The sequence below is a fragment of the Amycolatopsis vancoresmycina genome (genome assembly GCF_000716785.1).
Taxonomy (GTDB): Bacteria; Actinomycetota; Actinomycetes; order Mycobacteriales; family Pseudonocardiaceae; genus Amycolatopsis; species Amycolatopsis vancoresmycina.
In genome coordinates this window covers 1-23146 of the sequence record NZ_JNYY01000016.1, presented here as the reverse complement: position 1 = coordinate 23146, position 23146 = coordinate 1, and the positions used below count along the sequence as shown (strand labels likewise).

Genomic DNA, 23146 nt, shown 5'->3' with positions numbered 1-23146 from the left:
TACCGGGGCGGGCCGGAACGGCTGGGCTCACGCTGGGTTCGAGCGCAGGACCGGCAGGGAGCCGGCCAGTGCTCCGGTGGCGACGCCCGCGCCGACGCCGGCCCAGGCCAGCGGGCCCAGCGGGGTGCAGCCGAAGAACTGGCTCACCCCCGGTGTCTGCACGATCGCCGCCAGGGCGAGGGCCGAGCCGACCGCCGTGCCCACGACCAGCGGGCTGTGGCGGCGCCCGCGCAGGGTCTGGGCCAGCTGGGTGCCGACCAGGCCGCACAACGCCATCGTGCTCGTGCGGCGCACCGTTCCCGGGGTGTACCGGCCGAGCAGCCACGCCGTCGTCGCGCCGATGCCCGTCGTCACGCCGCGGGCGGTGATCGCGCGGTTGAGGCCCTCGCCGAGGCCGCCCCGGCCGCCGTCGTCGTCCGGGCGCGTCACCGCCACCGCCATCGCCGGGAACAGGTCCGTCAGCAGGTTGACCAGCAGCAGCTGCCGGGTGCCCAGCGGCGAGTCGCCCGAGAGCAGCGTGCCGAGCACCGAGAAGCCGATCTCGCCCGCGTTGCCGCCGACCAGGATCACCACCGCGTCCGACACGCTGCGCCACAGCGCGCGGCCCTCCGCCAGCGCCTCCAGCAGGACGGTCAGGTCGTCGCCGGTCAGTGCGACGTCGGCCGCGGTGCGGGCGGCCGTCGACGCCCGGGCGCGCACGCCGATGCCGACGTCCGCGGCGCGGATGGCCGCGGCGTCGTTCGCGCCGTCGCCGACCATCGCCGTCACCCGGCCCGCTTCGCGCAGCGCCTCGACGACCTGCAGCTTCTGTTCCGGCGCGACGCGGGCGATCACGCCGGCGCCGGACAGCAGCCGCGCCCGGCCGGCGCCGTCCAGGCGGGCCAGTTCGTCGCCGGTGACGACCGGCGCGTCGGAGGGCCAGCCGAGCGACGTCGCGATGGCCCGCGCGGTGTTCGGGTGGTCGCCGGTGAGCATCACCGGCGCCACGCCGGCCGCGCGCAGGCCGCCGACCAGCGGTCCGGCCGTCGGCCGGAGCGTGTCGGCCAGCCCGAGGAAGCCGAGGAACTCCAGGTCCGCGAGCTCGCCGAGCTCCGGTCCGGCCGTCCGGGTCGCCACCGCCAGCACCCGCAGCCCCTTGTCCGCCAGCGCTTCCGCGGCTCGGGCCGGCTCGGCCGCGCCGGTGCAGGCGGGCAGGACGACCTCCGGGGCGCCCTTCACGACCAGCACCGGCTCGCCGTCCCCGGCCCGGCCGACCGTGGCCGAGTAGCCCCGGTTCGCCTCGAACGGCTGCCCGGCGAGCTCGGTCCAGTCCCCGTCCGGGCCGGCGGCTTCCAGCACGGCGTGGTCGGTGGCGTGGGCCCGGACGTGGGGGTCGTCGAGGGTGCCCGGGCAGGCGCGGGCGGCGGCCCGCAGCACCGCGTCACCGGGTTCCGGCTCGCGCGCCTCGCCGCCGGGCCCGGTCGTGGTGACCACGCGCAGCCGGTTCTCGGTCAGCGTGCCGGTCTTGTCGAAGCAGACGACGTCCAGGCGCCCCAGTGCTTCCAGCGCCCGCGGGGCCCGGACGAGGATGCCGCGCGCGGACAGCCGCCGGGCCGCCGCCCGCTGCGCCACCGTGGCCACCAGCGGCAGCCCCTCGGGCACCGCGGCGACGGCGATCGCCACCCCGCCGGCCAGCGCCCGGCGCAGCGGACGGCCGCGGATCGCCGCCAGGCCGGTGACGAGCGCGCCGCCGAGCATGGTCAGCGGCAGGGCCCGCCGGGTCAGCTCCTGCAGCCGCGCCTGGATGCCCACCGCGGCGGCGGTCCGGGTGGCCAGCTCGACCGCCCGGCCGGCCACGGTCTCCGGGCCGACCGCGACGACCACGGCCGTGCCCTCCCCGCTGACCACCGTGGTGCCGGCGAAGACCAGGCAGCTGCGCTCGGCCATCGGCGCGCCCGGCACCGGGTCGAGCTGCTTGGCGACCGGCAGCGACTCGCCGGTCAGCGCGGATTCGTCGGCCTCGAGGTCGTTCGCGGTGAGCAGGCGGGCGTCGGCCGGGACGACGTCGCCGGTGCGCAGCTCGATCCGGTCGCCGGGCCGCAGCGCCCGCGCGTCGACGACCCGGCCGCCCGCCCGGCGGGCCCGCTGCCGTTCGTCGTCGCGCAGCTTCGCCAGCGCGCGGCGGCCGCGGAACTGCTGGGCCCCGCCGACGACGGCGTTCAGGCCCATCGCCGCGGCCACCAGCAGCGCGTCGACCGGCGAACCGACCACCGCGGACGCGACCGCGCCGAGGGCCAGCACCGGGGTGAGCGGGTCGTTCAGCTCGGCGGCGACGTCGGTGGCCAGGCCCGTCCCGAACCGGACCGGCGCCGCGGCCGGGTGCCGGGCCACCGCGACGGCGGCCGCCCGCACCCGCCGCGTCAGCAGGTCACGGTGGGTCGGTTCGGGGGCCGCGGCCTGGAGCCGCTGGAGGACCTCGTCGCCGGTGAGCTCGTGCCAGGCGATCCGGGCGCGGCCGGCGGGTGGCCGGGCCGCGGCGACGCGCACTGCGGCGACCGTGCCCATGGTCAGCCCGGTCAGGCCGCCGAGCAGGACCGGGTCCAGCCGGGGCAGGAACGGGACCAGCGGACGGCGGCGGCGTGACATCAGCAGCAGGCCGCCGATCAGGCCGCCCGCGGTGGCCACGCGCGTGGCCCGCTTGCTGTTCGCCCGCGCGGCGGCCGCGGCCCGCAGCACCCGCCACACCCCGGTCAGTCCCGGCCGGACGATCAGGTCGGCGCCCCACAGCACCGGGGCGTCCCGGTCGGCGAGCGCGACGCAGAGGTCACCGGCGAACAGGCCGGCCACCTCGTCGCAGCCCGGGGTGCACCGCGCGGGCGGCCGTCCGACGGTGAGCACGACCCGGCCGTCGTCCTGCAGCCGCTTCACCAGCGCGGCGAACGGCTCGTCGGTGACGTCGTCGGCGAGCGCGGCGAACTCGCCGAGCCGCTCGCGGGCGGCCGCCCCGGTGATGACGACCCGCGCCTCGGCCCGGCGGGCCGCGTCCAGCACGGCTTCGGCGTGCGGGTCCAGGCCCTCGTCGCCGTGCAGCGCGTCGGCGTGCAGCACGACGGTGTCCACAGTGTCCAGTGCCTTGAGCCGGTCGGGGTCGCGGACGAGCACGCCTTCGCGGGCGAACGCCGTGCCCATCGCGGTGTGGAACGCGGTGTCGGCGTACCGGGCGGCCATCGGGGACGTCGTGAGGAACGCTTCGGCGGCTTCGCGCAGGTCGCGGCGCACCAGCAGGTCGGCCAGCGCGGCGAGCAGGCCGCCGCCGACGGCCGAGCGGGCGTAGTCCTCCATGGGCGCGCGGACCCGCCGTGGCGGCGGGGTCACGCCGAGGCTGGGCCGGTCCGGCGAGCAGAGCTCGTCGTGCGCGGCGTCGAACGCGGTGAGCCGGGCGATCGCCTCGGTGAGCTGGCCGGCGCGCAGGACGGCGTCGAGGGCGAGCTCCTCGGGGTCCTGGCTGAGCCCGCGCACCGCGGCGGACCCGGCCGCCCGCGCCAGTTCGGCCGTGTACCAGCCGAACCGTTCGTCGAGCGCGGCCCGGACGGCCGGGTGTTCCCGTGCCGCGGACGCGGCGGCGCGCACGCCGGGGTGCAGCCGCACCGAGCGGGCGCCCGCCGACACGGCCAGGCCGGCGACGTCCATCGCCAAGGCGAGCGCCGCCGCCCGCACGCCGTAGGTGTCGCCGGGGTGCGCGGGGGCGCTGTCACCCGGTTCGGCCGGGGTGAGCCCGTGCTTTTCGCACCGGTTCGCCAGCCAGCCGAGCACGCGGTCCGCTGCCTCCTCCTCGGCCAGGTAGACCACCACGCTGCCCAGCCCACCGTCCCAATAGGCCCCGGCGACGTCGGCGTGCCCGGCCAGCTCGGCGGCGAACGCGCCGACGTCGGCGTGCGCACCGGGCCGCAGCGGCACGTGGAGCCGCCGCCCGGCCCGCCACACGGCGGTGCGGGTGCCCGTGGCGTTGCGCGCGACCCGCGTGGCGCGCACGGCGGTGCGGCCGGTCGCCCGGGTCGCTTCCCCGGCGGTCCCGGCCGCGCCCGCGGCCAGTTCCCCGGCGGCCGGGACGAGCGCCGAGACCACCTTCTTCGCCTGCTGCGTCACGAGGACCGGACCGGCCAGGGCCAGCGTGGCCCCGGCCTTCGTCACCGCGAACAACGCTCCGAACACTCCGAACCTCCGCCGGCCGACCGTCCCCGCGGCGTTCCCCGGTGGACGGCGGTCAAACCCCGGGCCGCCCGATCGCGGGACGGGCCGCGTGTTGCCTTGACGCCGGCGTCAACGTCTAGCTTCGGCGGGGTGAAGTTCGGAATCAGCTACAGCACGCCGTTTTTCGGGACGGACCCGGACATGATCGCGGGGTTCGCCCGGGACGCCGAGGAGTGCGGGTTCGAGTCGTTGTACCTGCCGGAGCACGTCGCGCTCCACCCCGGCGCGAAGATCGGGCCGATGGAGCTGCCGCCGTCGCTGCCGTACGCGGATCCGCTGGAGTGCCTGAGTTTCGTCGCCGCCGTCACCGACCGCATCCTGCTGGGCACCGGCGTGCTGCTGCTGCCGTACCACCATCCGGTCGTGCTGGCCAAGCGGCTGGCGACGGTCGACGTCCTCTCCGGTGGCCGCATGCGGCTGCTCACGGTGGGCGTCGGCGCGCTGCCCGGCGAGGCGCGGGCGGCCGGAGTGGACTTCGCGACCCGCGGCCGCCGGGCCGACGAGGCGATCGACGTGCTGCGGCTGCTGTGGGCCGGTGGCGAGGAGGGCGTGGACTTCGACGGCGAGTTCTTCTCCTTCGAGGGGGTCTGCAGCTTCCCGAAGCCGCTGGCCGCGCTCCCGGTCCACGTCGGCGGGTCGAGCACGGCTTCAGCGCGCCGGGCGGGCCGGCGCGGCGACGGCTACTTCCCGGGCGGCAGGCTGACCGCACCGGAACGCGGCCGCCAGCTCGACCTGGCCCGGACGACGGCGCAGGAGGCGGGCCGCGACCCGGATGCCCTGCAGTACACGCGGTGGGGGAGCTTGGACATGTCCACAGAGGACGTCGAGGAGCTGGCCGCGCAGGGCGTGACGCGGGTGGTCGTCACGCCGGGGACGGCGGAACCCGCCCGCCGTCGCGAGGAGCTGGCGGCGTTCGCGGCGCGGTTCGGCCTCGGTTAGCCCGGTCGGGGTCGTGAGTGAGAAACAGTGTTCTAACCCTGTTTCTCACTCACGACCGGCCGCGGCACAAGGGACTCGATGCCCGGCGGCAGGCTCGCCCGGCGGGCCGGGTCGGCCACGAACCCCACGATCGCCGTGTGCAGGGCGCGCACCGCCCGGGTCGGCTCCACGTCCTCGCGGTGGGCGAGCTGCACCACGCGGGTCATCCCGGCGCCGGGGGCGAACCGGGTCACCGGGAACCGGTCGCCGGCGACCGTGCGCGGGACCACCGCCGCCCCGACACCCGCGCGGACCAGCTCCAGGACCGCGTCCATCTCGCCGCCTTCGATGGCGAACGACGGCTCGAACCCGGCCGCGCGGCAGGCGTTCACCGTGGCCTCCCGCACGTCGTAGCCGCGGCGGAACATCACCAGCGGGACGTCGGCCAGCTGCTCGATGCCGAGCCGGTCGCCCGCCAGCGGGGCCGGCGAGATCACCACCAGTTCCTCCAGCAGCAGCGGTGTCGCCGTCAGGCCGGGGCCGGCCGCCGTCCGGGTGCCCGCCAGCAGCGCCAGGTCCAGCGCGCCCTCGGCGAGCCGCTGCCGCAGGTCGCCCGAGCCGCTTTCGTGCAGCTCCAGCTGGATGCCCGGGTACCGGCGGCGGAACGCCGCGAGCATCGCGGGCAGCAGGCCGGTGCACAGGCTCGGCGGCGCGCCCAGCCGGACGCGGCCGCGGTCGAGCTCGGCCAGTTCCCGGATGGCCCGCCGGGCGGCCTCGGTGTCCGCGAGGATCCGGCGCGCGATCGGCAGCAGGGTTTCGCCGGCCTCGGTGAGCGAGACGTTGCCGCGGATCCGGTGGAACAGCGGGGCGCCCAGGTCGTGTTCCAGCGCGCGGATCTGCTGGGACAGCGACGGCTGGGCGACCCGCGCCTGATCGGCCGCGCGGGTGAAGTGCCGGTGGTCGGCCACGGCGACGAAGTAGGCGAGCTGCTGGAACTGCACTCGGTCACGATAGCCCACGGCTATGGAGATCAGAGTTATCATGTCTTTGACCTCTGATCAGCGTGCTCCTACCGTCGATCGGGTGGTCACCGAGCTCGCGCCGGACCGGCGCCCGGGCGTCCGGCGGTTCTGGGCGTCGACGATCGGCAAGAAGGCCGTCATGGCGGTGACGGGCGTGCTCCTGCTCGCCTTCGTCTTCGCGCACATGGTCGGCAACCTCAAGACGTTCCTCGGCGCGGCCGAGCTCAACCACTACGCGGCCTGGCTCCGCACGATCGGCGAGCCGGTGCTGCGCGCCGAGTGGTTCCTGTGGCTGCAGCGCGCGGTCCTGCTCGTCGCGCTCGTCCTGCACGTCACCGCGGCGGCGCAGCTGGCCCGCCGCGACCTCCGCGCCCGCCCGGTCCGCTACGTCCACCGGCGGCCGCAGGCGACCTTCGCGGTGCGGACCATGCGCTGGGGCGGCGCGACCCTCGCGGTGTTCGTCGTCTGGCACATCCTCGACTTCACCGTGGGCGCGGTGAACCGGGACTTCGTGCCCGGCGATCCGTACCACAACCTCGTGGCCGACTTCCGGGTCTGGTGGGTGAACGTCATCTACCTCATTGCCCTGGCCATGCTCGGGCTGCACATCCGCCACGGCTTCGCCAGCGCCGCCCGGACCCTGGGTGTCGGCGCGAACCGCGAACGCGCGATCAAGATCCTCGGCAGCACGACGGCGGTCGTGGTCGCGGGCGGCTACGCCCTCGTCCCGGTCGCGATCATGACGGGAGTGGTGCACTGATGCCGGACTACGTGACCGGCGACCCGATCGCCGACACCAAGGCCCCCGCCGGTCCGCTGGAAAACCGCTGGGACGAACGGAAGTTCGCCGCGAAACTGGTGAACCCGGCGAACCGGCGCCGGCACCGGGTGATCGTCGTGGGCACCGGGCTGGCGGGCGGCTCGGCCGGCGCGACGCTGGCCGAGCAGGGCTACCACGTCGTGCAGTTCTGCTTCCAGGACTCGCCGCGGCGCGCGCACTCCGTCGCGGCCCAGGGCGGCATCAACGCGGCGAAGAACTACCGCAACGACGGCGACTCGGTGTACCGGCTCTTCCACGACACGGTCAAGGGCGGCGACTTCCGCGCCCGTGAGTCCAATGTGTACCGGCTGGCGCAGGTGTCGGCGCAGATCATCGACCAGGCCGTGGCCCAGGGCGTGCCGTTCGCCCGCGAATACGGCGGCCTGCTCGACACCCGGTCGTTCGGCGGGGTGCAGGTGCAGCGGACGTTCTACGCCCGCGGCCAGACCGGCCAGCAGCTGCTGCTCGGCGCGTACCAGGCGCTGTCCCGGCAGATCGACGCCGGGAACGTGGAACTGCACGCGCGCACCGAAATGCTCGACCTCGTCGTCGACGGCGGCCGGGCCCGCGGCATCGTCGCGCGCGACCTCGTCACCGGCGAGATCACCACCCACCTCGCGGACGCCGTCGTGCTCGCGACCGGCGGCTACGGCAACGTCTTTTACTTGTCGACGAACGCGAAGGGCTCCAACGCGACGGCGATCTGGCGGGCGCACAAACGTGGCGCGCACTTCGCGAACCCGTGCTTCACGCAGATCCACCCGACGTGCATCCCGCGGTCGGGGGAGCACCAGTCGAAGCTGACGCTGATGAGCGAGTCCCTGCGCAACGACGGCCGCATCTGGGTGCCGGAGCGCGCGGGCGACCCGCGGCCGCCGGGGGAGATCCCCGAGGCCGAACGCGACTACTACCTCGAACGCTTGTACCCGAGTTTCGGCAACCTCGTCCCGCGGGACATCGCTTCGCGGGCGGCGAAGAACATCTGCGACGCCGGGCTCGGCGTCGGTCCCGGCGGGCTGGGTGTCTACCTCGACTTCGCCGACGCGATCGCGCGCCTGGGCCGTCCGGCGATCGAAGCCCGCTACGGCAACCTCTTCGACATGTACCAGCGCATCACGGCGGAGGACCCGTACGCGGTACCGATGCGGATCTACCCGGCCATCCACTACACGATGGGCGGCCTCTGGGTGGACTACGACCTGCAGAGCACGATCCCCGGCCTGTTCGTGATCGGCGAGGCGAACTTCTCCGACCACGGCGCCAACCGGCTCGGCGCGTCGGCCCTCATGCAGGGCCTCGCCGACGGCTACTTCGTGCTGCCCGCAACGGTGAACGACTACCTCGGCGGCACGCGGCTCGGCGACGTCGATCCCGGCGCGGTCGCGCGGGTGGAAGCCGAGGTCCGCGCCCGGATCGCGCGGCTGCTCGCCGTCAAGGGCACGCGCACGGTGGATTCCTTCCACCGGGAACTGGGCCTGCTGATGTGGGACCACTGCGGGATGTCCCGCACCCGCGAGGGCCTGCGCAAGGCCCTGGACCGGGTGCCGGAGCTGCGGGCCGCGTTCTGGCGCGACGTCCGGATCCCCGGCGGCGGCCTGGAGTTCAACCAGGAACTGGAGAAGGCGAACCGCGTCGCGGACTTCCTGGAGCTGGCCGAGCTGATGCTCGTCGACGCCCTCGTGCGCGAGGAGTCCTGCGGCGGCCACTTCCGCGAAGAACACCAGACCCCCGAGGGGGAAGCGTTGCGGGACGACGAGAACTTCGCCCACGTCGCCGCCTGGGAGCACGGCACGCCGCCGGTGCTGCACCGCGAGGAACTGGTCTTCGAACACGTCCACCCGACCCGACGGAGCTACACGTGAACCTCACCGTCCGCATCTGGCGGCAGGCCGGCCCGGCCGCCGAAGGCCGCATGGTCGCCTACCCGGTCGACGGCGTCAGCCGGGACATGTCCTTCCTGGAACTGCTCGACGTGCTGAACCAGCGGCTGATCGAGGCAGGCGACGAACCGGTGGCGTTCGACCACGACTGCCGCGAGGGCATCTGCGGCTCCTGCGGCGTCGTGATCGACGGGCAGGCGCACGGGCCCGAACGCACGACGTCGTGCCAGCTGCACCTGCGCTCCTTCGCCGACGGCGCGGTCATCGACGTGGAACCGTGGCGCGCCAGTGGGTTCCCGGTGGTCAAGGACCTCGTCGTCGACCGGTCGGCGCTCGACCGGATCGTCCAGGCGGGCGGGTACGTCAGCGCGCCCACCGGCAGCGCCCCGGACGCGCACGCGACCCCGGTCCCGAAGCCGGACGCGGACCTGGCGTTCGACAACGCGACGTGCATCGGCTGCGGCGCCTGCGTGGCGGCCTGCCCGAACGGCTCCGCGACGCTCTTCACCGCGGCGAAGGTGACCCACCTGAACCTGCTGCCGCAGGGCGGCCCCGAACGCGCCCAGCGGGTGCTCGGCATGGTCGAGGCGATGGACGCGGAGGGTTTCGGCGGCTGCACCAACACCGGCGAGTGCGTGGCGGCCTGCCCGAAGGGCATCCCGTTCGCGAGCATCACGACGTTGAACCGGGAGTACCTGGCGGCGACGCGGGCCCGATAACCGGTGGACGCGCCGGGTTGAATCGGGACGTGCCCGATCTTCCGCGCCCGCAGCGCATCACCGTCGACGCCGGACAGGTGCGCCGGCTGGTCGCCGTCCAGTTCCCGCAGTGGGCCGGCCTCCCGGTCCGGCCGGTGGCCAGGGGCGGGTGGGACAACTTCACGTTCCACCTCGGCGACGCACTGGTGGCCCGCCTGCCGAGCGCGGCCGAGTACGCGCTGGCCGTCGGCAAGGAACGCACGTGGCTGCCTGCGCTCGCGCCCCGGTTGCCGCTGCCCGTCCCGGTGCCGGTCGCCGCGGGCCGTCCCGGCGCCGGCTACCCCTTCGAGTGGACGGTCTACCCGTGGCTGTCCGGCGAACCGGCTCGCCCGGACGGCGTGGCCGACCCGGTCCGCTTCGCGCTCGACCTGGCCGGATTCCTGGCCGCGTTGCAGGGTGTCGACGCGGCCGGCGGGCCGCAGCCGGGGATCCACAACTGGTTCCGCGGCGCCGGTCTGCAGACGTACGAAGGGTCGGTCGAGCGTGCGCTCGCAGCCTTGGAGGGCCAGGTCGACACGGGGCTGGCCCGGGAGATCTGGACGACGGCTGTGGCTGCGCGTTGGGAAGGGGTGGACCGCTGGTTCCACGGCGACATCGCGCCCGGGAACCTCCTGCTCGAGGACGGCGAACTGGCGGCGGTCATCGACTTCGGGACGTGCGGGGTCGGCGACCCGGCATGCGACACGGCGATCGCGTGGACGCTGCTGACCGCTTCGGGGCGCGCGGCGTTCCGGGAGCGGCTGTCGATTGACGAGGCGGCGTGGGCGCGCGGGCGGGGCTGGGCGTTGTGGAAGACGCTGGTCGCGTGCACGCAGTCGGCTGACGAGGAGCCGCGCCGGGTGCTGGGGGAGATCTTCGGCGAGTGTTCAGGCGAACCCGGGTAGCAGCGCGGCGAACCGGCGCCGCCCGCGGGCGGTGATCCGCAGCTCCCGGTCCCCGGCGCCCCGGCGGACCAGGCCGTCGGCGACGAACGCCGCCAGGACCTCGTGCCCCAGGACCCCGCCCAGGTGCGGTACCCGGTGGGTCCGGTCCAGGCAGGCCGTCGCCGGGCGGCGGCGGCCCGGGTCCACCTCCGCCGGTGCCACGCCGAGGTCCGCGAACGCCGAGAGGTCCTCGCCCAGCGACACCTCCGAGGCGGAACCGTCCGGTGGCACTACCGCGCCGCGGTCGACGAGGAGGGCGAACACCGCCGTGCCGAGTCTTCCGGCGGCGTGGTCGTAACACGTGTGGGCGATGTCCGCGCCCGACTCGGCGCGGTCCGGCAACGCGAGGGAATCCTTGCCCGCGTAGTGCGCGAGGGCCGTCAGCACCGGCAGCAGGTCCTCGCGGCCGACGCGGTACAGGGCGTGCCGCCCGGCGTGTTCGACCGTCACCAGCCCGGCCGCCCGCAGCCGCGCCAGGTGGTTGCCCAGCCTCGGTGCCGTGACGCCGAGGGCGTCGGCCAGCTGCACCATCGTGTGCGGGCCCTCGGCGGCCAGCACCTGCAGGGCCGTCAGCCGCACCGGATCGGCCAGTTCGCGCGTCAGCTCGACGATCGCGCCCTGGACGGCGTTGCCCGCCTCGACCAGTCCGCCCATCACCGCTCCCTTCCGCGCGCGAGCCTAGCATATTTCACGAGACCCTGAATGATTGTTGCACCACCGGGCCGGCCGTGGTTACTCTTCACGTCTCCGTGAAGGGTGATTGCATGCGAAGTCTCCTCTGGGGCCGCGGGGTTTCCGCACTCGGCGACGGCCTGTGGTTCACGATCTGGGCGCTGTACTTCACCCGGATCGCCGGCCTCCCGCCGGTCACGGTCGGCGCCGGGCTGGCGGTGGCGAGCGCGGCGGGCATGGCCGCCGCGGTACCGCTGGGGGCACTCGCCGACCGGGCCGGCGCGCGGCCGGTCCTGGTCGTGCTCACCCTCGTCCGCGGCGCCGCGATGGCCGCCTACCTCGCGGTCGGCGGCACCTGGTCGTTCCTGGCCGTGACGATCCCGTTCACCGCCCTCGCGACCGGCGGGACCGCGGTGCGGACGGCGCTGATCACCGGCCTGGTCACCGCGCCCGCGGAACGGGTGCGCGTGCTCGCGCAGCAGCGGGTCGCCCAGCACGTCGGGTACGCCGCCGGAGCCGGCCTCGGCGCCCTCGTGCTGACCGCCGACACGCGGGGGGCGTACACCCTCGCGATCGCCGTCAACGCCGCGAGTTTCCTCGTGCTGGCCGTCGCGACGCTGCGGGTGCCCGCGCCCGCCCCGCGCCCGGCCGGGCGCCCGGCGATCCGGACGGTGCTCGGCGACCGGCCGTACCTGGCCGTCGTCGCGGCCACGGCGGTGCTTTCCCTGTGCTGGGCCATGTTGTCGGCCGGGCTGCCGCTGTGGCTGGCCGGCCGGACCCACCTGCCGCTGGGCCTCGGCGGCGTCGTGGTCGTGCTGAGCTCGGTGGGCATCGCGCTGTTCCAGGTGCCGTTCGCGCGGTTCGCGCGCACGGTGCACCAGGCCGCGCGGACGGCGGTGGTGTCCGGTGTCGTGCTCGCCGCGAGCTGCGTGCTGCTGGCGACGACGGCGGGTGGCGCCGGAGCGGGTGCCGTCACGGTGGTGGTGCTGGCCGCGCTGCTGCACGTCGTGGGGGAGCTGGGGTACGTGGCCGCGAACTGGGGCCTGTCGGTGCGGCTGATGCGCGAAGACGCCAAGGGCGCGTACCAAGGCGTCACCGAAGCGGCCACGGCGACCGTGCAGATGGTGGGCCCCGGCGTGTTCACCCTCGCGGTGGGCGGGCTCGGTGCGCCGGGCTGGCTGCTGGTGGCCCTGGTGTTCCTCGCGGCGGCCGCTCCGGTGCCGGCGTTGACACGCCGGGCGGTCCGCACGCGCGAACCGGCCGGCCGAGCGACGCACGTCACGCCCGCCGTCCGGAACACCGGCGGTGGCGCGACGTTGTAATGGGTGTCGGTACGGCGGTGTCCCCGGGCCTCACCCCTTGCCTTCACGGAATACCTGTCATGACGGAGCCGTGTTGTGCCTTTCGCCGCGAGGCGACCCCCGTACCGGCCTCGAACTCCCGCTTCCGCTCGCAGGTCGACCCCCCTCGGACCTCCGCAGGGCGGAAGCGGGACCGGCTAACCCCGTTCCCGGGCGTCCGGGCGGGTCACCGCGGCCATCAGCGGACGCCAGCGCGTCGCGTCGAAAACGAGGGAAATGGCCTCGATCTTCCCGTTCCGCAACCGGAAGTGCTCGGCCGTGTGCTGGGTGCCGACCGGCGTGGCGGTGTGCACGTCGTAGACGAGCGTGGCCTCCGACTCGCCGTAGAGCTCGCTGATCAGGTCGACCCCGGTGACGATCCCGACGAACCCGGCCAGCCCGTCCAGGTGGCCGCGCGCGTCGGCGGAGGCGATCAGCGGGCTGCGGAAGGTGAACGTGTCCGCCAGCTGTGCGGCCGCCGCCGTGACGTCGCCGGCGAAGCGGGCCCGGTGGTAGGCCTGAACGGTGTCGCGGGTGGTCATCGGTCCTCCAGGTGCCGGGCGAGGTGGGACTGGTTTTCGGCCAGCCGCAGGCACAGGTGCCGCAGCTGGGCCGTTTCGGCGGCGGTGAACCCGCGGAAGAGCGCGGCCATGGCCAGCTGCGACGGCCGCCGGAACTCCTCGAGCCAGCTCCGGCCGTCCGGGGTGATCCGGACCAGCACGGACCGCCGGTCGCGCGGGTCGGGGACCCGCTCGGCGAACCCGGCCCGTTCCAGGGTGTCCACGAGGCCGGTCACGTTCCGGGAGCTCACCCCGGCCGAGGCGGCGAGGTCCTTGACGTTCGAGCCGCCGGTGCCGAGCCGGATCAGGACGTCGAGGGCGCCGGGGCTCAGGCCGCGGCTGCCGGTGCCGTGCGACCGCAGCTGGTCGAGGCTCCGCGCGGCGGTGCGGACGGCCGCGGCGGCCTCCAGGGCGCCGGTGTCCTCGTCGAGCGTGAACCCGGCCAGCGCGCTGCGGACGCCGGGGGAGTAGAGGCGGTCGTCGGGGTCGCGGGCGAGATTGGGTACGTCATTCATAGTGAAGCACTACATTAGTACGTACTTCCGTATCTCTGTCAACGGCCTGTCCGCTCGCAGGCGTTAACCAGGCTTTCGCCCGGCGTTAGCCTCGGTCCCGGGACAGGTTCGCTCTTCGCCGCCCATACTGACCCGGCTCGCCACCACGACACCCCCGGAGTCCCCATGACGGACGTCAACCGACGACGTTTTCTGCAGCTCGCCGGCGGTACCGCCGCCCTTTCCGCGCTGTCCACCAGCATCGCCCGCGCGGCGGAGATCCCCGCGTTCCACCGCACCGGGACGCTGCGGGACGTCGAGCACGTCGTGGTGCTGATGCAGGAGAACCGGTCGTTCGACCACTACTTCGGCACGCTGCGCGGTGTGCGCGGCTTCGGCGACCCGCGGCCGGTGACGCTGGCGTCGGGCAAGTCGGTGTGGGAGCAGTCGGACGGCAAGCGCGACATCCTGCCGTTCCGCCCCGAAGCGGACAACCTGGGCCTGCAGTTCATCCAGGACCTCCCGCACGGCTGGAAGGACACGCACGCGGCGTGGAACGCCGGCAAGTACGACAAGTGGGTGCCCGCCAAGGGCTCGACCACGATGGCGTACCTGACCCGCGAGGACATCCCGTTCCACTACGCCCTCGCCGACTCGTTCACCATCTGCGACGCCTACCACTGCTCGTTCATGGGCTCGACCGACCCGAACCGCTACTACATGTGGACCGGGTACACGGGCAACGACGGCAAGGGCGGCGGCCCGGTCCTCGGCAACGACGAAAAGGGCTACTCCTGGACGACCTACCCCGAGCGGCTCGAACAGGCGGGGATCTCCTGGAAGATCTACCAGGACATCGGCGACGGCCTCGACGCCGCCGGCGGCTGGGGCTGGATCGACGACGCCTACCGCGGGAACTACGGCGACAACTCGCTGCTGTACTTCGACAGCTACCGCAACGCCAAGCCCGGCGACGCCCTGTACGAGAAGGCCCGCACCGGCACGAACGCGAAGGCGGGCGAGGGCTACTTCGACCGGCTCCGCGCCGACGTCAAGGCCGGCGAGCTGCCGCAGGTTTCCTGGATCACCGCGCCGGAGGCGTTCTGCGAGCACCCGAACTGGCCGGTGAACTACGGCGCCTGGTACATCGCGCAGGTGCTCGACGCGCTCACCGCGAACCCGGACGTGTGGAGCAAGACCGCGCTGTTCATCACCTACGACGAGAACGACGGCTTCTTCGACCACGTCGTCCCGCCGTACGCGACCGCCGGCCAGTCCACTGTGGACACCGCGGGCGAGATCTACCCCGGCTCGGCGTCGAACCCGGCCGGCCCGTACGGCCTCGGCCAGCGCGTGCCGATGCTGGTCGTGTCGCCGTGGAGCAAGGGCGGCTGGGTCTGCTCGGAGACGTTCGACCACACGTCGATCATCCGGTTCATGGAGCGCCGGTTCGGCGTGCACGAGCCGAACATCACGGCCTGGCGCCGGTCGGTGTGCGGGGACCTGACCTCGGCGTTCGACTTCGCGCGCACCGACGCGGCGGTCCCGGCGCTGCCGGACACCGCCGGCTACCTCCCGCCCGACCGCGAACGGCACCCGGACTACGTGCCGGCGGTCCCGGCCCGCACGGTGCTGCCGAAGCAGGAGCCGGGGCAGCGCCCGGCCCGCGCCCTCCCGTACGACCTGGCGGCCGACGCCCGGGTGGCGGCCGACGGGCTGCACCTGACGTTCGCCAACCAGGGCCGCGCGGGCGCGACGTTCTACGTGGCGTCGCCGGGCGGCGAACCGCGGACGTACACCGCGGGCGCCGGCTGCTCGCTCGCCGCGACGCTGCCGGTGTCCGGCGGCTACGACTACACGGCGTACGGACCGAACGGGTTCGTCCGCCGGTTCCGGGGCGGCGGCGCGGCCGGCCCCGAGGTGAGCGTGCGCCCGGAAGGCCGCAGCGGGAACCTGTCCCTGGTCCTGACCAACAACGGCCCGTCCCCGGTGCGGCTGACGCTGACGGACGCGTACGGGCGCCGCTCGACGACCCGCGTGCTGCGGCCGGGCGCGCGGGCGGTCGAGGCGGTGGACACGCACCGCAGCGGCAACTGGTACGACGTCTCGGTGAGTTCGGACCACGACCCGCGCTTCCTGCGCCGGGTGGCGGGGCACCTGGAGAACGGGCGTCCGAGCACGAGCGACCCGAAGATCATCTCGCACTGATCCCCGGTCGGGCGCGGTTTTCACCCGCCCGGTACGCAGGTTCACCCGGCCGCGGCCCGCGCGTTGCGGGGCCGCGGCCGCGGTGGGAGCGTCGGGAGATCGACTGCTTTCCCACCACGGAACCAGGAGTGCGGATGACCACCACGGAAATGCCGGCGGTGCACGAGTGCACGGTGACCGGCTGTTCCTACAACCACGACGGCTGCCACGCGTTCGCGATCACGGTCGGCGGCGACAACGGCTCGGCGGACTGCGGCACGTTCGTCCCGCTGAACACCAAGGGCGGCCTGGACCGGGTCGTGGCGCAGGTCGGCGCCTGCTCCCGGGCGGACTGCCGCCACAATTCGGCTTTGGAGTGCACGGCGTCGAGCATCCGCGTCGGCCAGGGCGACGGCGGGCACGCGGCCAACTGCCTGACCTACAGCAGGTAGTACCGCCTCGGCCCACTCTCTGCCGCGGCTGGTCGTGAGTGGTAAGACGCGTTCTAACTCGTCTTACCACTCACGACCGGCCACCCCGAACTCCAGGGCCGTCCGGCCGTCGGACACCGCGACCGTCTCGCGCAACACCAGGCCGCTGTCCGCCGCCAGCGTCTCCAGCTCGGCCGGTGTTCGCTCGCGGCCGCCGAAGCACATCAGCATGAACAGGTCCATCGCCGTGCCCGCCGCCTCGTGCAGCGGCTCGATCACCACTACCGTTCCGGACGGGTCCGCCGCCTCGCGGCAGCGCGTCAGGATCCGGGCAGCGTGGTCGTCGTCCCAGTCGTGCAGGATGTCCGACAGCACGTACGCGTCGGCCGCCGGGGGGAGCGGGTCGAAGAAGCTTCCGGCCACCGCGCTCGCCCGGTCGCCGAACCCGGCCGCCGCGAACCGTTCGGCCGCCGCCGTGGCCGAGGGGGCCAGGTCGAGCACCTCGCCGCGGACCTCGGGGTGCGCGCGCAGGATCTCCGCCAGCAGCACGCCGTCGCCGCCGCCGACGTCCACGATCCGGGGGAAGCGGCTCCAGGCGAAGCGTCCGGCGATCCGCGGGGCGTGGTCCCGGAACCGCCAGCCCATCTGCGCGTCGAACGACCGTCGCAGGCGGGGCTCGGCGTCGATGTCCGCCCAGAAACCGCGGCCGTAGCGGCGCTCGTACGCCGGCTCGCCCGTCGTGATCGTGCCCAGCAGGTCGGCGAACGCCAGGTCCGCGCGGCCGCCGGCGCGGTTGATGTCCAGCAGCACCTTGGCGGCTTCGGTGCGCAGCTGCGCGCCGAGGTCCGTGGGCCGGTAGCGGCCGGACTCGAACGCGAACACCCCGGCCGTCACCAGGTGATCGAGCAGGCGGGCCAGCGCCGCGGGGGACGCGCCGGTGGCGGACGCGAGTTCGGCGGCGGTGCCCTCGTGGTCGGCAAGGCCGAGCGTCGCCGCCACGCGGATGGCCATGGGTGTCGCCAGGTCGGCCAGGGCGAGGATCGACTGGTCCATCCGTCCACCCTAGCGCCGTGGCATCATGACCCCGATCGGCAAACCGAACGAAGGACGTCGCCGGTGGACGCTTTACCGAACGAGTCGATCCGCGACATGCTGGCGGTCAACCTCCGCGCGGCCCGGTCGGCGCGCGGCCTGTCGCTGTCGGAGCTGTCCCGGCGGTCGGGCATCGGCAAGGCGACGCTGTCGCAGCTGGAGGGCGGTACCGGCAACCCGACCATCGAGACCGTGTTCAGCCTGTCCCGCGTCCTCGAGGTGGCGATCTCCGACCTGCTCGACCACCGGCCGCGCGGCGGGCTGACCGTGGTGCGGGCCGCCGACGTCGAGGTCCTCCGCGGCGAGGGCGTCGACCTGCGGCCGCTGCGCCGCATCGAAGCCGCCGACAGCGTCTTCGAGGTGTACGACCAGGTCGTCCGCGGAGACGCGCCGCAGCGGTCGCAGGGGCACGTCGGCGTCGAGCACACCGTGGTGCAGGCGGGCCAGCTGCGCGTCGAGGTGGCCGGCCGGACCGTCGACCTCGGGCCCGGCGACTACGTCGCGTTCGACGCCCGCGAGCCGCACAGCTACACCGCGCTCGCCGCGCCGGTGCACTCGGTGCTGCTCCTGCAGTACCGCGCGGACGAACGGCTCGACGGCCGGCCGCACCCCGTCATGACGGATTGACACCCGTCCCGGCCGAGACCTATCGTTCGCTATACCGAACGCTGGAGGGTCGATGAACCGAACGCGGGTGGTGGTGATCGGCGCCGGCATCGTCGGCGCGGCGTGCGCCAGGGAGCTCGCCCTGGCCGGTTTCGACGTCCTGGTTCTCGACCGCGGCCGCCCCGCGGGCGGCAGCACTTCGCACGGCGAAGGCAACATCTTGGTCTCCGACAAGGGACCGGGTGCCGAACTCGCCCTCGCGCAGCTGTCCGCCCGGCTGTGGCCGCAGCTGGTGGCGGAGTTCGAGCCCCGGGCGGCGGCCGCGACGGAGTTCGACCCGAAGGGCAGCATCGTCGTCGCCACCACCGAAGCCGGCGCCGCCGCGCTCCTCGCGTTCGCCGGGACGCAGGCCGCGGCCGGGGTCCGCACCGAGCGGCTCGACGCGGCGGCCGTCGCGGCGGCCGAACCCGCGCTCACCCGCGAGGTGACCGCCGCGGTCCACTACCCGCAGGACGCCCAGGTCCAGCCGGCCGGTGCCGCGCTCGCCCTGCTGGGCTCGGCGCTGCACCACGGCGCCCGGCTGCGCACCGAAGCCGAGGTCACCGGCGCCCGGGTCGAGGGCGGCCGGATCACCGGGGTCCGCGTGGCCGGCGAAGTGGTCGCGGCGGACGTGGTGGTGAACGCCGCGGGACCGTGGTCGGGGCCCGTGTCGGCCCGGCTGGGCGCGCCGATCGCGGTCCGGCCCCGGCGCGGCGAGGTCCTGGTGACCACGCCGATGCCGGGTGTGGTGCGGCACAAGGTCTACGACGCGGACTACGTCGGCGCGGTCGGCACGGGCAGCGGGGACCTGCAGACGTCGGCGGTGGTGGAGTCGACCCGGGGCGGCACGGTGCTGATCGGCTCGTCCCGCCGCCGCGTGGGCTTCGACGACACGATCCGCCCGGACGTGCTGGGCGCGATCGCGGCCAAGGCGGTCCGGCTGTTCCCGGCCCTCGCGAACGCCGCGGTCATGCGCGCGTACGGCGGTTTCCGGCCCTATGTGGACGACCACCTGCCGGTGCTCGGCGAAGACCCGCGGCTGGGAAACCTCTGGCACGCAACGGGTCACGAGGGGGCGGGGATCGGCCTGAGCGCCGGCACGGCCCGCCTGCTGCGCGAACTGCTGACCGGCGAGCAACCGTCGATGCCGGTGGACGAGTTCACTGTGGACCGTCCGGCGGTGCTGGCGTGAGCGAGCCGATCGCGATCACCGTCGACGGCGAGACCGTCACCGGCCTGGCCGGGCAGACCGTCGCCGGGGTGCTGCTCGCCGCCGGGCGGCTGTCCTGGCGCACCACGCGGTCCGGCGCGCCGCGCGGGGTCTTCTGCGGGATCGGCGCCTGCTTCGACTGCCTGCTCACCGTCAACGGCGTCGCCGACGTCCGCGCCTGCCGCCGCCGCGCCGCCGACGGCGACGAGATCCGGACCCAGTCCCGGGAGGAGGGCGCGTGACGCACGTCGTCATCGTCGGCGCCGGGCCCGCCGGGCTCGCGGCGGCCGAGCACGCGCTCGCCGCCGGGGCCGAGGTCACCGTCCTGGACCAGGCGGACGCGCCCGGTGGGCAGTACCACCGCGGAGCGTCACAGCGGTTCGATGCGCTCCTGAGCCGGTGCGCATGGTGGCCGGAAGCCACCGTCTGGGCCGTGGAAGGCAAGCGGGTTCACGTCCTGCGCGGCCCGGCCGACGGGACGGACCGGCGGCGTCACACCCTCGAGCCTGACGCGCTGATCCTGGCCACCGGCGCGCACGACCGCGTCCTGCCGTTCCCCGGCTGGCAGCTGCCCGGCGTCTTCACCGCCGGTGCCGCGCAGGCGCTGGCCAAGGGGGAGCGGGTCGCCGCCGGGCGGCGGGTGCTCGTCGCCGGGGCCGGCCCGTTCCTGCTGCCGGTCGCCGAGTCCCTTTTGGACGTCGGTGCCGGGGTCCTCGCCGTGCTGGAGGCGAACCCGGCGCGCACTGTCCTCAGTGGATGGTCGTGGCGGGCGGCCGGGCACGCCGGCAAGATGAACGAACTTGTTCGTTACGCCGCCAAGCTGGCCCGGCACCGCGTCCCGTACCGCACGGGCCGCGCGGTGGTCGAAGCCCGCGGCGACGACCGGGTTCGTGAAGCCGTCACCGCCCGCGTCCGGTCCGACTGGTCGGTCGTCCCCGGCACCGAACGCACCCACGAGGTCGACGCCCTCTGCGTCGGCCACGGCTTCGTGCCGCAACCCGAACTGGCCGTCGCGGCCGGCTGCGTCCTCGACGGTGGGTTCGTCCGGGTCGGCGACGACCAGCGCACCAGCGTCGAAGGCGTGTTCGCCGCGGGGGAGCTCACCGGCATCGGCGGTGCGGCCGCCGCCGCGGCGGAAGGCGCGGTCGCCGGGTGGGCCGCCGCCGGGCGAACGCCGGGCCGTGCCCTGCTGCAGCAGCGTGACCACACACGCGCCTTCGCCCGGCTACTGGCCGCCGCGCACCCGATCGGCGCTGCGTGGCCCGGCTGGCTGCGTGACGACACCGTCGTCTGCCGCTGCGAGGAAACCTCCTACCGCGACCTGAAAAGCGCTGTCGCCGACCCGGCCGCACCCGGCCCGCACGCGCTCAAGCTCGGCACCCGCGCCGGGCTCGGGCCGTGCCAGGGCCGGATGTGCGGCGCCGCCGTCGCCGACCTGTGCGGCGGCGCCGAGCGGCACCACCGTCCGATCGCCCAGCCGATCCGCCTGGGCGAGCTCGCCGATCCGAAGGAGACCCCAGCATGAGCACCCGCGACCTCGGCGGCGTGGTCGTCGCCGCCGCGCTGCCCTACCGGGCCGACGACGCCGCACCCGCCGGGCTGGCCGTCGACTACGACGCCTACGCCGAGCACTGCCGCTGGCTCGTCGAAAACGGCTGCCGCGGCGTCGGCCCGAACGGTTCCCTCGGCGAGTACTCCTCGCTCACCGACGACGAACGCCGCCGCGTCGCGCGCACCGCGATCGAGGCCGTCGGCGCCGACGGGATCGTCGTCGTCGGCGTGCACGCCCCGGGCGCGCACCAGGCGCGGGCCTGGGCCGAGGCGGCGGCCGAGGACGGCGCGCACGGCGTGCTGTGCCTGCCGCCGACGCTCTACCGCGCCAACCGCGGCGAGGTGCTCGCCCACTTCGAGGCGGTGGCGTCAGCGGGGTTGCCGGTGATGGTCTACAACAACCCGCTGGACACCAAGGTCGACCTCACCCCGGACCTGCTGGCCGAGCTCGCGCAGATCGACAACGTCGTGGCCGTCAAGGAGTTCTCCGGCGACGTCCGCCGGGTGCTGGAGATCCGCGAGCGGGCGCCGGGACTGGCCGTGATCGGCGGCGCCGACGACGTCGTCCTGGAGAGCCTTCTGATGGGCGCCACCGGCTGGTTCGCCGGGTTCCCCAACGTGTTCCCGGCCGAGTCGGCGCGCCTGTTCGAGCTCGCCACGGCGGGCAAGCTGGAGGAGGCGCGGGCGCTGTACGAGCCGCTGGTGGCGGCGTTCCGCTGGGATTCGCGCACCGAGTTCGTCCAGGCCATCAAGCTCGGGATGGACCTGGTCGGCCGCCGCGGCGGGCCGTGCCGTCCGCCGCGGGGACCGCTGTCGGACGCCCACCGCGAGCAGGTCCGCGCCGACATGGGCCGTGCGCTCGCGGCGCTGGGGGTGGCGTAGATGCGCTCCTCGCGCGCGATCACGGCGGTCGACTCGCACACCGAGGGCATGCCGACCCGGGTGGTGACCGGCGGCGTCGCCCCGATCCCCGGTGCCACGATGGCCGAGCGCCGCCGGTACTTCATGGCGCACCTGGACCACCTGCGGCAGTTCCTGGTGAACGAACCGCGCGGCCACTCCGCGATGAGCGGGGCGATCCTCCAGCCGCCCTGCCGGGCGGACGCCGACTGGGGTGTGGTGTACATCGAGGTGTCGGGCTGCCTGCCGATGTGCGGCCACGGCACGATCGGCGTGGCCACGGTGCTGGTGGAGACGGGCATGGTGGAGGTGACCGAGCCGACGACGGTGGTCCGCCTGGACACCCCGGCCGGGCTGGTGCACGCCGAGGTCTCCGTCCGCGACGGCCGCGCCGAGCGGGTCAAGCTGCGCAACGTCCCATCGTTCCTCGCCGAGCGCGACGCCGAGGTCTCGGTGCCCGGCCTGGGTTCCGTCCGCTACGACCTGGCCTACGGCGGGAACTTCTACGCGATCCTGGAGCTGTCCGCGGTGGGCATCCCGTTCGACCGGGCGGAAAAGGACCGGATCCTCGGCGCGGGGCTGGCGATCATGGCGGCGATCAACGAACAGCGGCCGCCGAAGCACCCGGAGGACCCGCTGATCGGCGGCTGCAAGCACGTCCAGTTCCTCGCGCCCGGTTCGGACGCCCGCGCGTCGCAGAACGCGATGGCCATCCACCCCGGCTGGTTCGACCGATCGCCGTGCGGCACCGGCACGTCGGCCCGGATGGCCCAGCTGCACGCGCGCGGCGAGCTGCCGCTGCACACGCCGTTCGAGAACTCGTCGTTCATCGGCACGACGTTCACCGGCGAGCTGGTCGCCGAGACGACGGTCGGCGGTGGGCCGGCGGTGGTGCCGGAGTTCTCGGGCCGGGCGTGGATCACCGGCACGGCCACGTACCTGCTCGACCCGTCCGACCCGTTCCCGGCCGGGTTCGTGCTCTAGGCGGGCTGCCAGAGCTCGATCCGGTTCCCTTCGGGATCGGTGACCCACCCGAACCGCCCGACCCCGGCCATGTCCTGGACGTCGTCGGCGACGTCGGCGCCGGATGCCCGCAGCTGGGCGAGCATGGCGTCGAGGTCGCGGACCCGGAAGTTGAGCATCGTCTGCTGGGTGGGCGAGCCGAAGTAGTCGGTCCCGGCTTCGAAGGGAGCGAAGACGGTGGGGCCGGCCTGTTGCTGCCAGGCGCCGTGTTCGTCGGTGTCGAGGCCGAGGCAGTCCCGGTACCAGGCGCCGAGGGCGGCCGGGTCCGAGGCGCGGATGAAGTACCCACCGATGCCGAGCACACGTTCCATGAGCCGATCCTGCCAGCGGGACGGCGCCGCCCGGGTGGCGACACGCGAGTCGCCGCCCGGGCCGTTACCCGTGTCCTGGTTACTCCTCCCGGCCGATTTCGGCGGATTCGAGGATGGCGAGGGCGTCGGGGACGAGGACGGCGGCGGAGTAGTAGGCGGAGACGAGGTAGGAGATGAGG

At 74.4% G+C, this 23146-nt stretch carries 22 protein-coding genes; 14 read left to right on the top strand and 8 right to left on the bottom strand.

Features of this window, described 5'->3' with window-relative positions; genetic code table 11:
• Positions 1-27 precede the first annotated feature (27 nt).
• Positions 28-4191 carry a cation-translocating P-type ATPase gene (locus OO60_RS32070; protein ID WP_033262746.1) on the bottom strand — a complete coding sequence of 1388 codons (4164 nt, stop codon included), beginning with the start codon at positions 4189-4191 and terminating at the stop codon, positions 28-30.
• Between the two features lie 129 nt (positions 4192-4320).
• Here OO60_RS32070 and OO60_RS32065 point away from each other — a divergent pair, with 129 nt between their 5' ends.
• Positions 4321-5169, top strand: coding sequence for an LLM class F420-dependent oxidoreductase (locus tag OO60_RS32065; RefSeq protein WP_003098909.1), 849 nt, complete (start codon positions 4321-4323; stop codon positions 5167-5169).
• A 32-nt stretch (positions 5170-5201) separates the two neighbouring features.
• On the opposite strand, the gene OO60_RS32060 is transcribed toward OO60_RS32065, so the two are convergent.
• Positions 5202-6149 (bottom strand): LysR family transcriptional regulator, encoded by a 948-nt coding sequence (locus tag OO60_RS32060; protein WP_003098910.1) that lies wholly within the window; start codon positions 6147-6149, stop codon positions 5202-5204.
• Between the two features lie 82 nt (positions 6150-6231).
• Here OO60_RS32060 and OO60_RS32055 point away from each other — a divergent pair, with 82 nt between their 5' ends.
• Genes OO60_RS32055 through OO60_RS32040 form a run of 4 tightly spaced genes read left to right on the top strand, consistent with a single transcriptional unit; the run spans position 6232 to position 10512 of the window.
• Positions 6232-6930: a succinate dehydrogenase cytochrome b subunit gene (locus OO60_RS32055; RefSeq protein ID WP_003098912.1), complete on the top strand. Its 699-nt coding sequence runs from the start codon at positions 6232-6234 to the stop codon at positions 6928-6930.
• A complete protein-coding gene (locus OO60_RS32050) occupies positions 6930-8852 on the top strand; it encodes a fumarate reductase/succinate dehydrogenase flavoprotein subunit (RefSeq protein ID WP_003098914.1) in 1923 nt (640 codons plus the stop codon). The genes OO60_RS32055 and OO60_RS32050 overlap by 1 nt, the downstream gene beginning before the upstream one ends.
• Positions 8849-9589, top strand: a complete 741-nt coding sequence (locus tag OO60_RS32045; RefSeq protein ID WP_003098916.1) for a succinate dehydrogenase/fumarate reductase iron-sulfur subunit — start codon at positions 8849-8851, stop codon at positions 9587-9589. Before OO60_RS32050 ends, OO60_RS32045 begins: the two co-directional genes overlap by 4 nt.
• Positions 9590-9618: 29 nt before the next feature.
• A complete protein-coding gene (locus OO60_RS32040) occupies positions 9619-10512 on the top strand; it encodes an aminoglycoside phosphotransferase family protein (protein ID WP_003098918.1) in 894 nt (297 codons plus the stop codon).
• Here the strand turns inward: OO60_RS32040 and OO60_RS32035 are convergent.
• Positions 10495-11205 (bottom strand): ArsR/SmtB family transcription factor, encoded by a 711-nt coding sequence (locus OO60_RS32035; protein WP_003098921.1) that lies wholly within the window; start codon positions 11203-11205, stop codon positions 10495-10497. The two genes, OO60_RS32040 and OO60_RS32035, sit on opposite strands and share 18 nt — an antisense overlap.
• Before the next feature lie 110 nt (positions 11206-11315).
• On the opposite strand from OO60_RS32035, the gene OO60_RS32030 reads away from it, so the two are divergent.
• Positions 11316-12545, top strand: coding sequence for an MFS transporter (locus OO60_RS32030; RefSeq protein ID WP_063749435.1), 1230 nt, complete (start codon positions 11316-11318; stop codon positions 12543-12545).
• Between the two features lie 176 nt (positions 12546-12721).
• On the opposite strand, the gene OO60_RS32025 is transcribed toward OO60_RS32030, so the two are convergent.
• Together OO60_RS32025 and OO60_RS32020 are read right to left on the bottom strand one after the other, a co-directional pair.
• The gene (locus OO60_RS32025; RefSeq protein ID WP_004559311.1) at positions 12722-13105 is read right to left on the bottom strand and encodes a hypothetical protein; all 384 of its coding nucleotides are present in this window, start codon (positions 13103-13105) and stop codon (positions 12722-12724) included.
• Positions 13102-13638, bottom strand: a complete 537-nt coding sequence (locus OO60_RS32020; protein WP_004559312.1) for a MarR family winged helix-turn-helix transcriptional regulator — start codon at positions 13636-13638, stop codon at positions 13102-13104. Before OO60_RS32020 ends, OO60_RS32025 begins: the two co-directional genes overlap by 4 nt.
• Positions 13639-13803: 165 nt before the next feature.
• On the opposite strand from OO60_RS32020, the gene OO60_RS32015 reads away from it, so the two are divergent.
• Positions 13804-15825: a phosphocholine-specific phospholipase C gene (locus OO60_RS32015; RefSeq protein ID WP_004559313.1), complete on the top strand. Its 2022-nt coding sequence runs from the start codon at positions 13804-13806 to the stop codon at positions 15823-15825.
• Between the two features lie 134 nt (positions 15826-15959).
• A complete protein-coding gene (locus OO60_RS32010; protein WP_004559314.1) occupies positions 15960-16256 on the top strand; it encodes a DUF1540 domain-containing protein in 297 nt (98 codons plus the stop codon).
• Between the two features lie 63 nt (positions 16257-16319).
• Here the strand turns inward: OO60_RS32010 and OO60_RS46035 are convergent, their stop codons facing one another.
• The gene (locus OO60_RS46035; RefSeq protein ID WP_004559315.1) at positions 16320-17288 is read right to left on the bottom strand and encodes a methyltransferase; all 969 of its coding nucleotides are present in this window, start codon (positions 17286-17288) and stop codon (positions 16320-16322) included.
• Positions 17289-17384: 96 nt separating this feature from the next.
• Here OO60_RS46035 and OO60_RS32000 point away from each other — a divergent pair, with 96 nt between their 5' ends.
• From OO60_RS32000 to OO60_RS31975, 6 genes are read left to right on the top strand one after another with little or no spacing between them, the layout of a single operon-like run.
• Positions 17385-17954, top strand: a complete 570-nt coding sequence (locus OO60_RS32000; protein WP_033262825.1) for a helix-turn-helix domain-containing protein — start codon at positions 17385-17387, stop codon at positions 17952-17954.
• 52 nt (positions 17955-18006) lie between these two features.
• Positions 18007-19164, top strand: a complete 1158-nt coding sequence (locus OO60_RS31995) for an NAD(P)/FAD-dependent oxidoreductase (protein ID WP_033262744.1) — start codon at positions 18007-18009, stop codon at positions 19162-19164.
• On the top strand, positions 19161-19424 hold the full coding sequence (locus OO60_RS31990) for a (2Fe-2S)-binding protein (RefSeq protein WP_033262743.1): 264 nt from the start codon (positions 19161-19163) through the stop codon (positions 19422-19424). The genes OO60_RS31995 and OO60_RS31990 overlap by 4 nt, the downstream gene beginning before the upstream one ends.
• Complete coding sequence (locus tag OO60_RS31985) at positions 19421-20707, top strand: FAD/NAD(P)-dependent oxidoreductase (protein WP_033262742.1); 1287 nt, start codon at positions 19421-19423, stop codon at positions 20705-20707. The genes OO60_RS31990 and OO60_RS31985 overlap by 4 nt, the downstream gene beginning before the upstream one ends.
• Positions 20704-21615 (top strand): dihydrodipicolinate synthase family protein, encoded by a 912-nt coding sequence (locus OO60_RS31980; protein ID WP_004559061.1) that lies wholly within the window; start codon positions 20704-20706, stop codon positions 21613-21615. The genes OO60_RS31985 and OO60_RS31980 overlap by 4 nt, the downstream gene beginning before the upstream one ends.
• Entirely contained in the window at positions 21616-22617 is a 1002-nt protein-coding gene (locus OO60_RS31975; protein ID WP_004559062.1) for a proline racemase family protein, read from the top strand.
• Here the strand turns inward: OO60_RS31975 and OO60_RS31970 are convergent.
• Entirely contained in the window at positions 22614-22967 is a 354-nt protein-coding gene (locus OO60_RS31970) for a VOC family protein (protein WP_004559063.1), read from the bottom strand. The genes OO60_RS31975 and OO60_RS31970 overlap by 4 nt on opposite strands.
• 79 nt (positions 22968-23046) lie before the next feature.
• Positions 23047-23146 (bottom strand): hypothetical protein (locus tag OO60_RS47950; protein ID WP_244885624.1); only part of this gene is annotated, 100 nt, incomplete at its 5' end.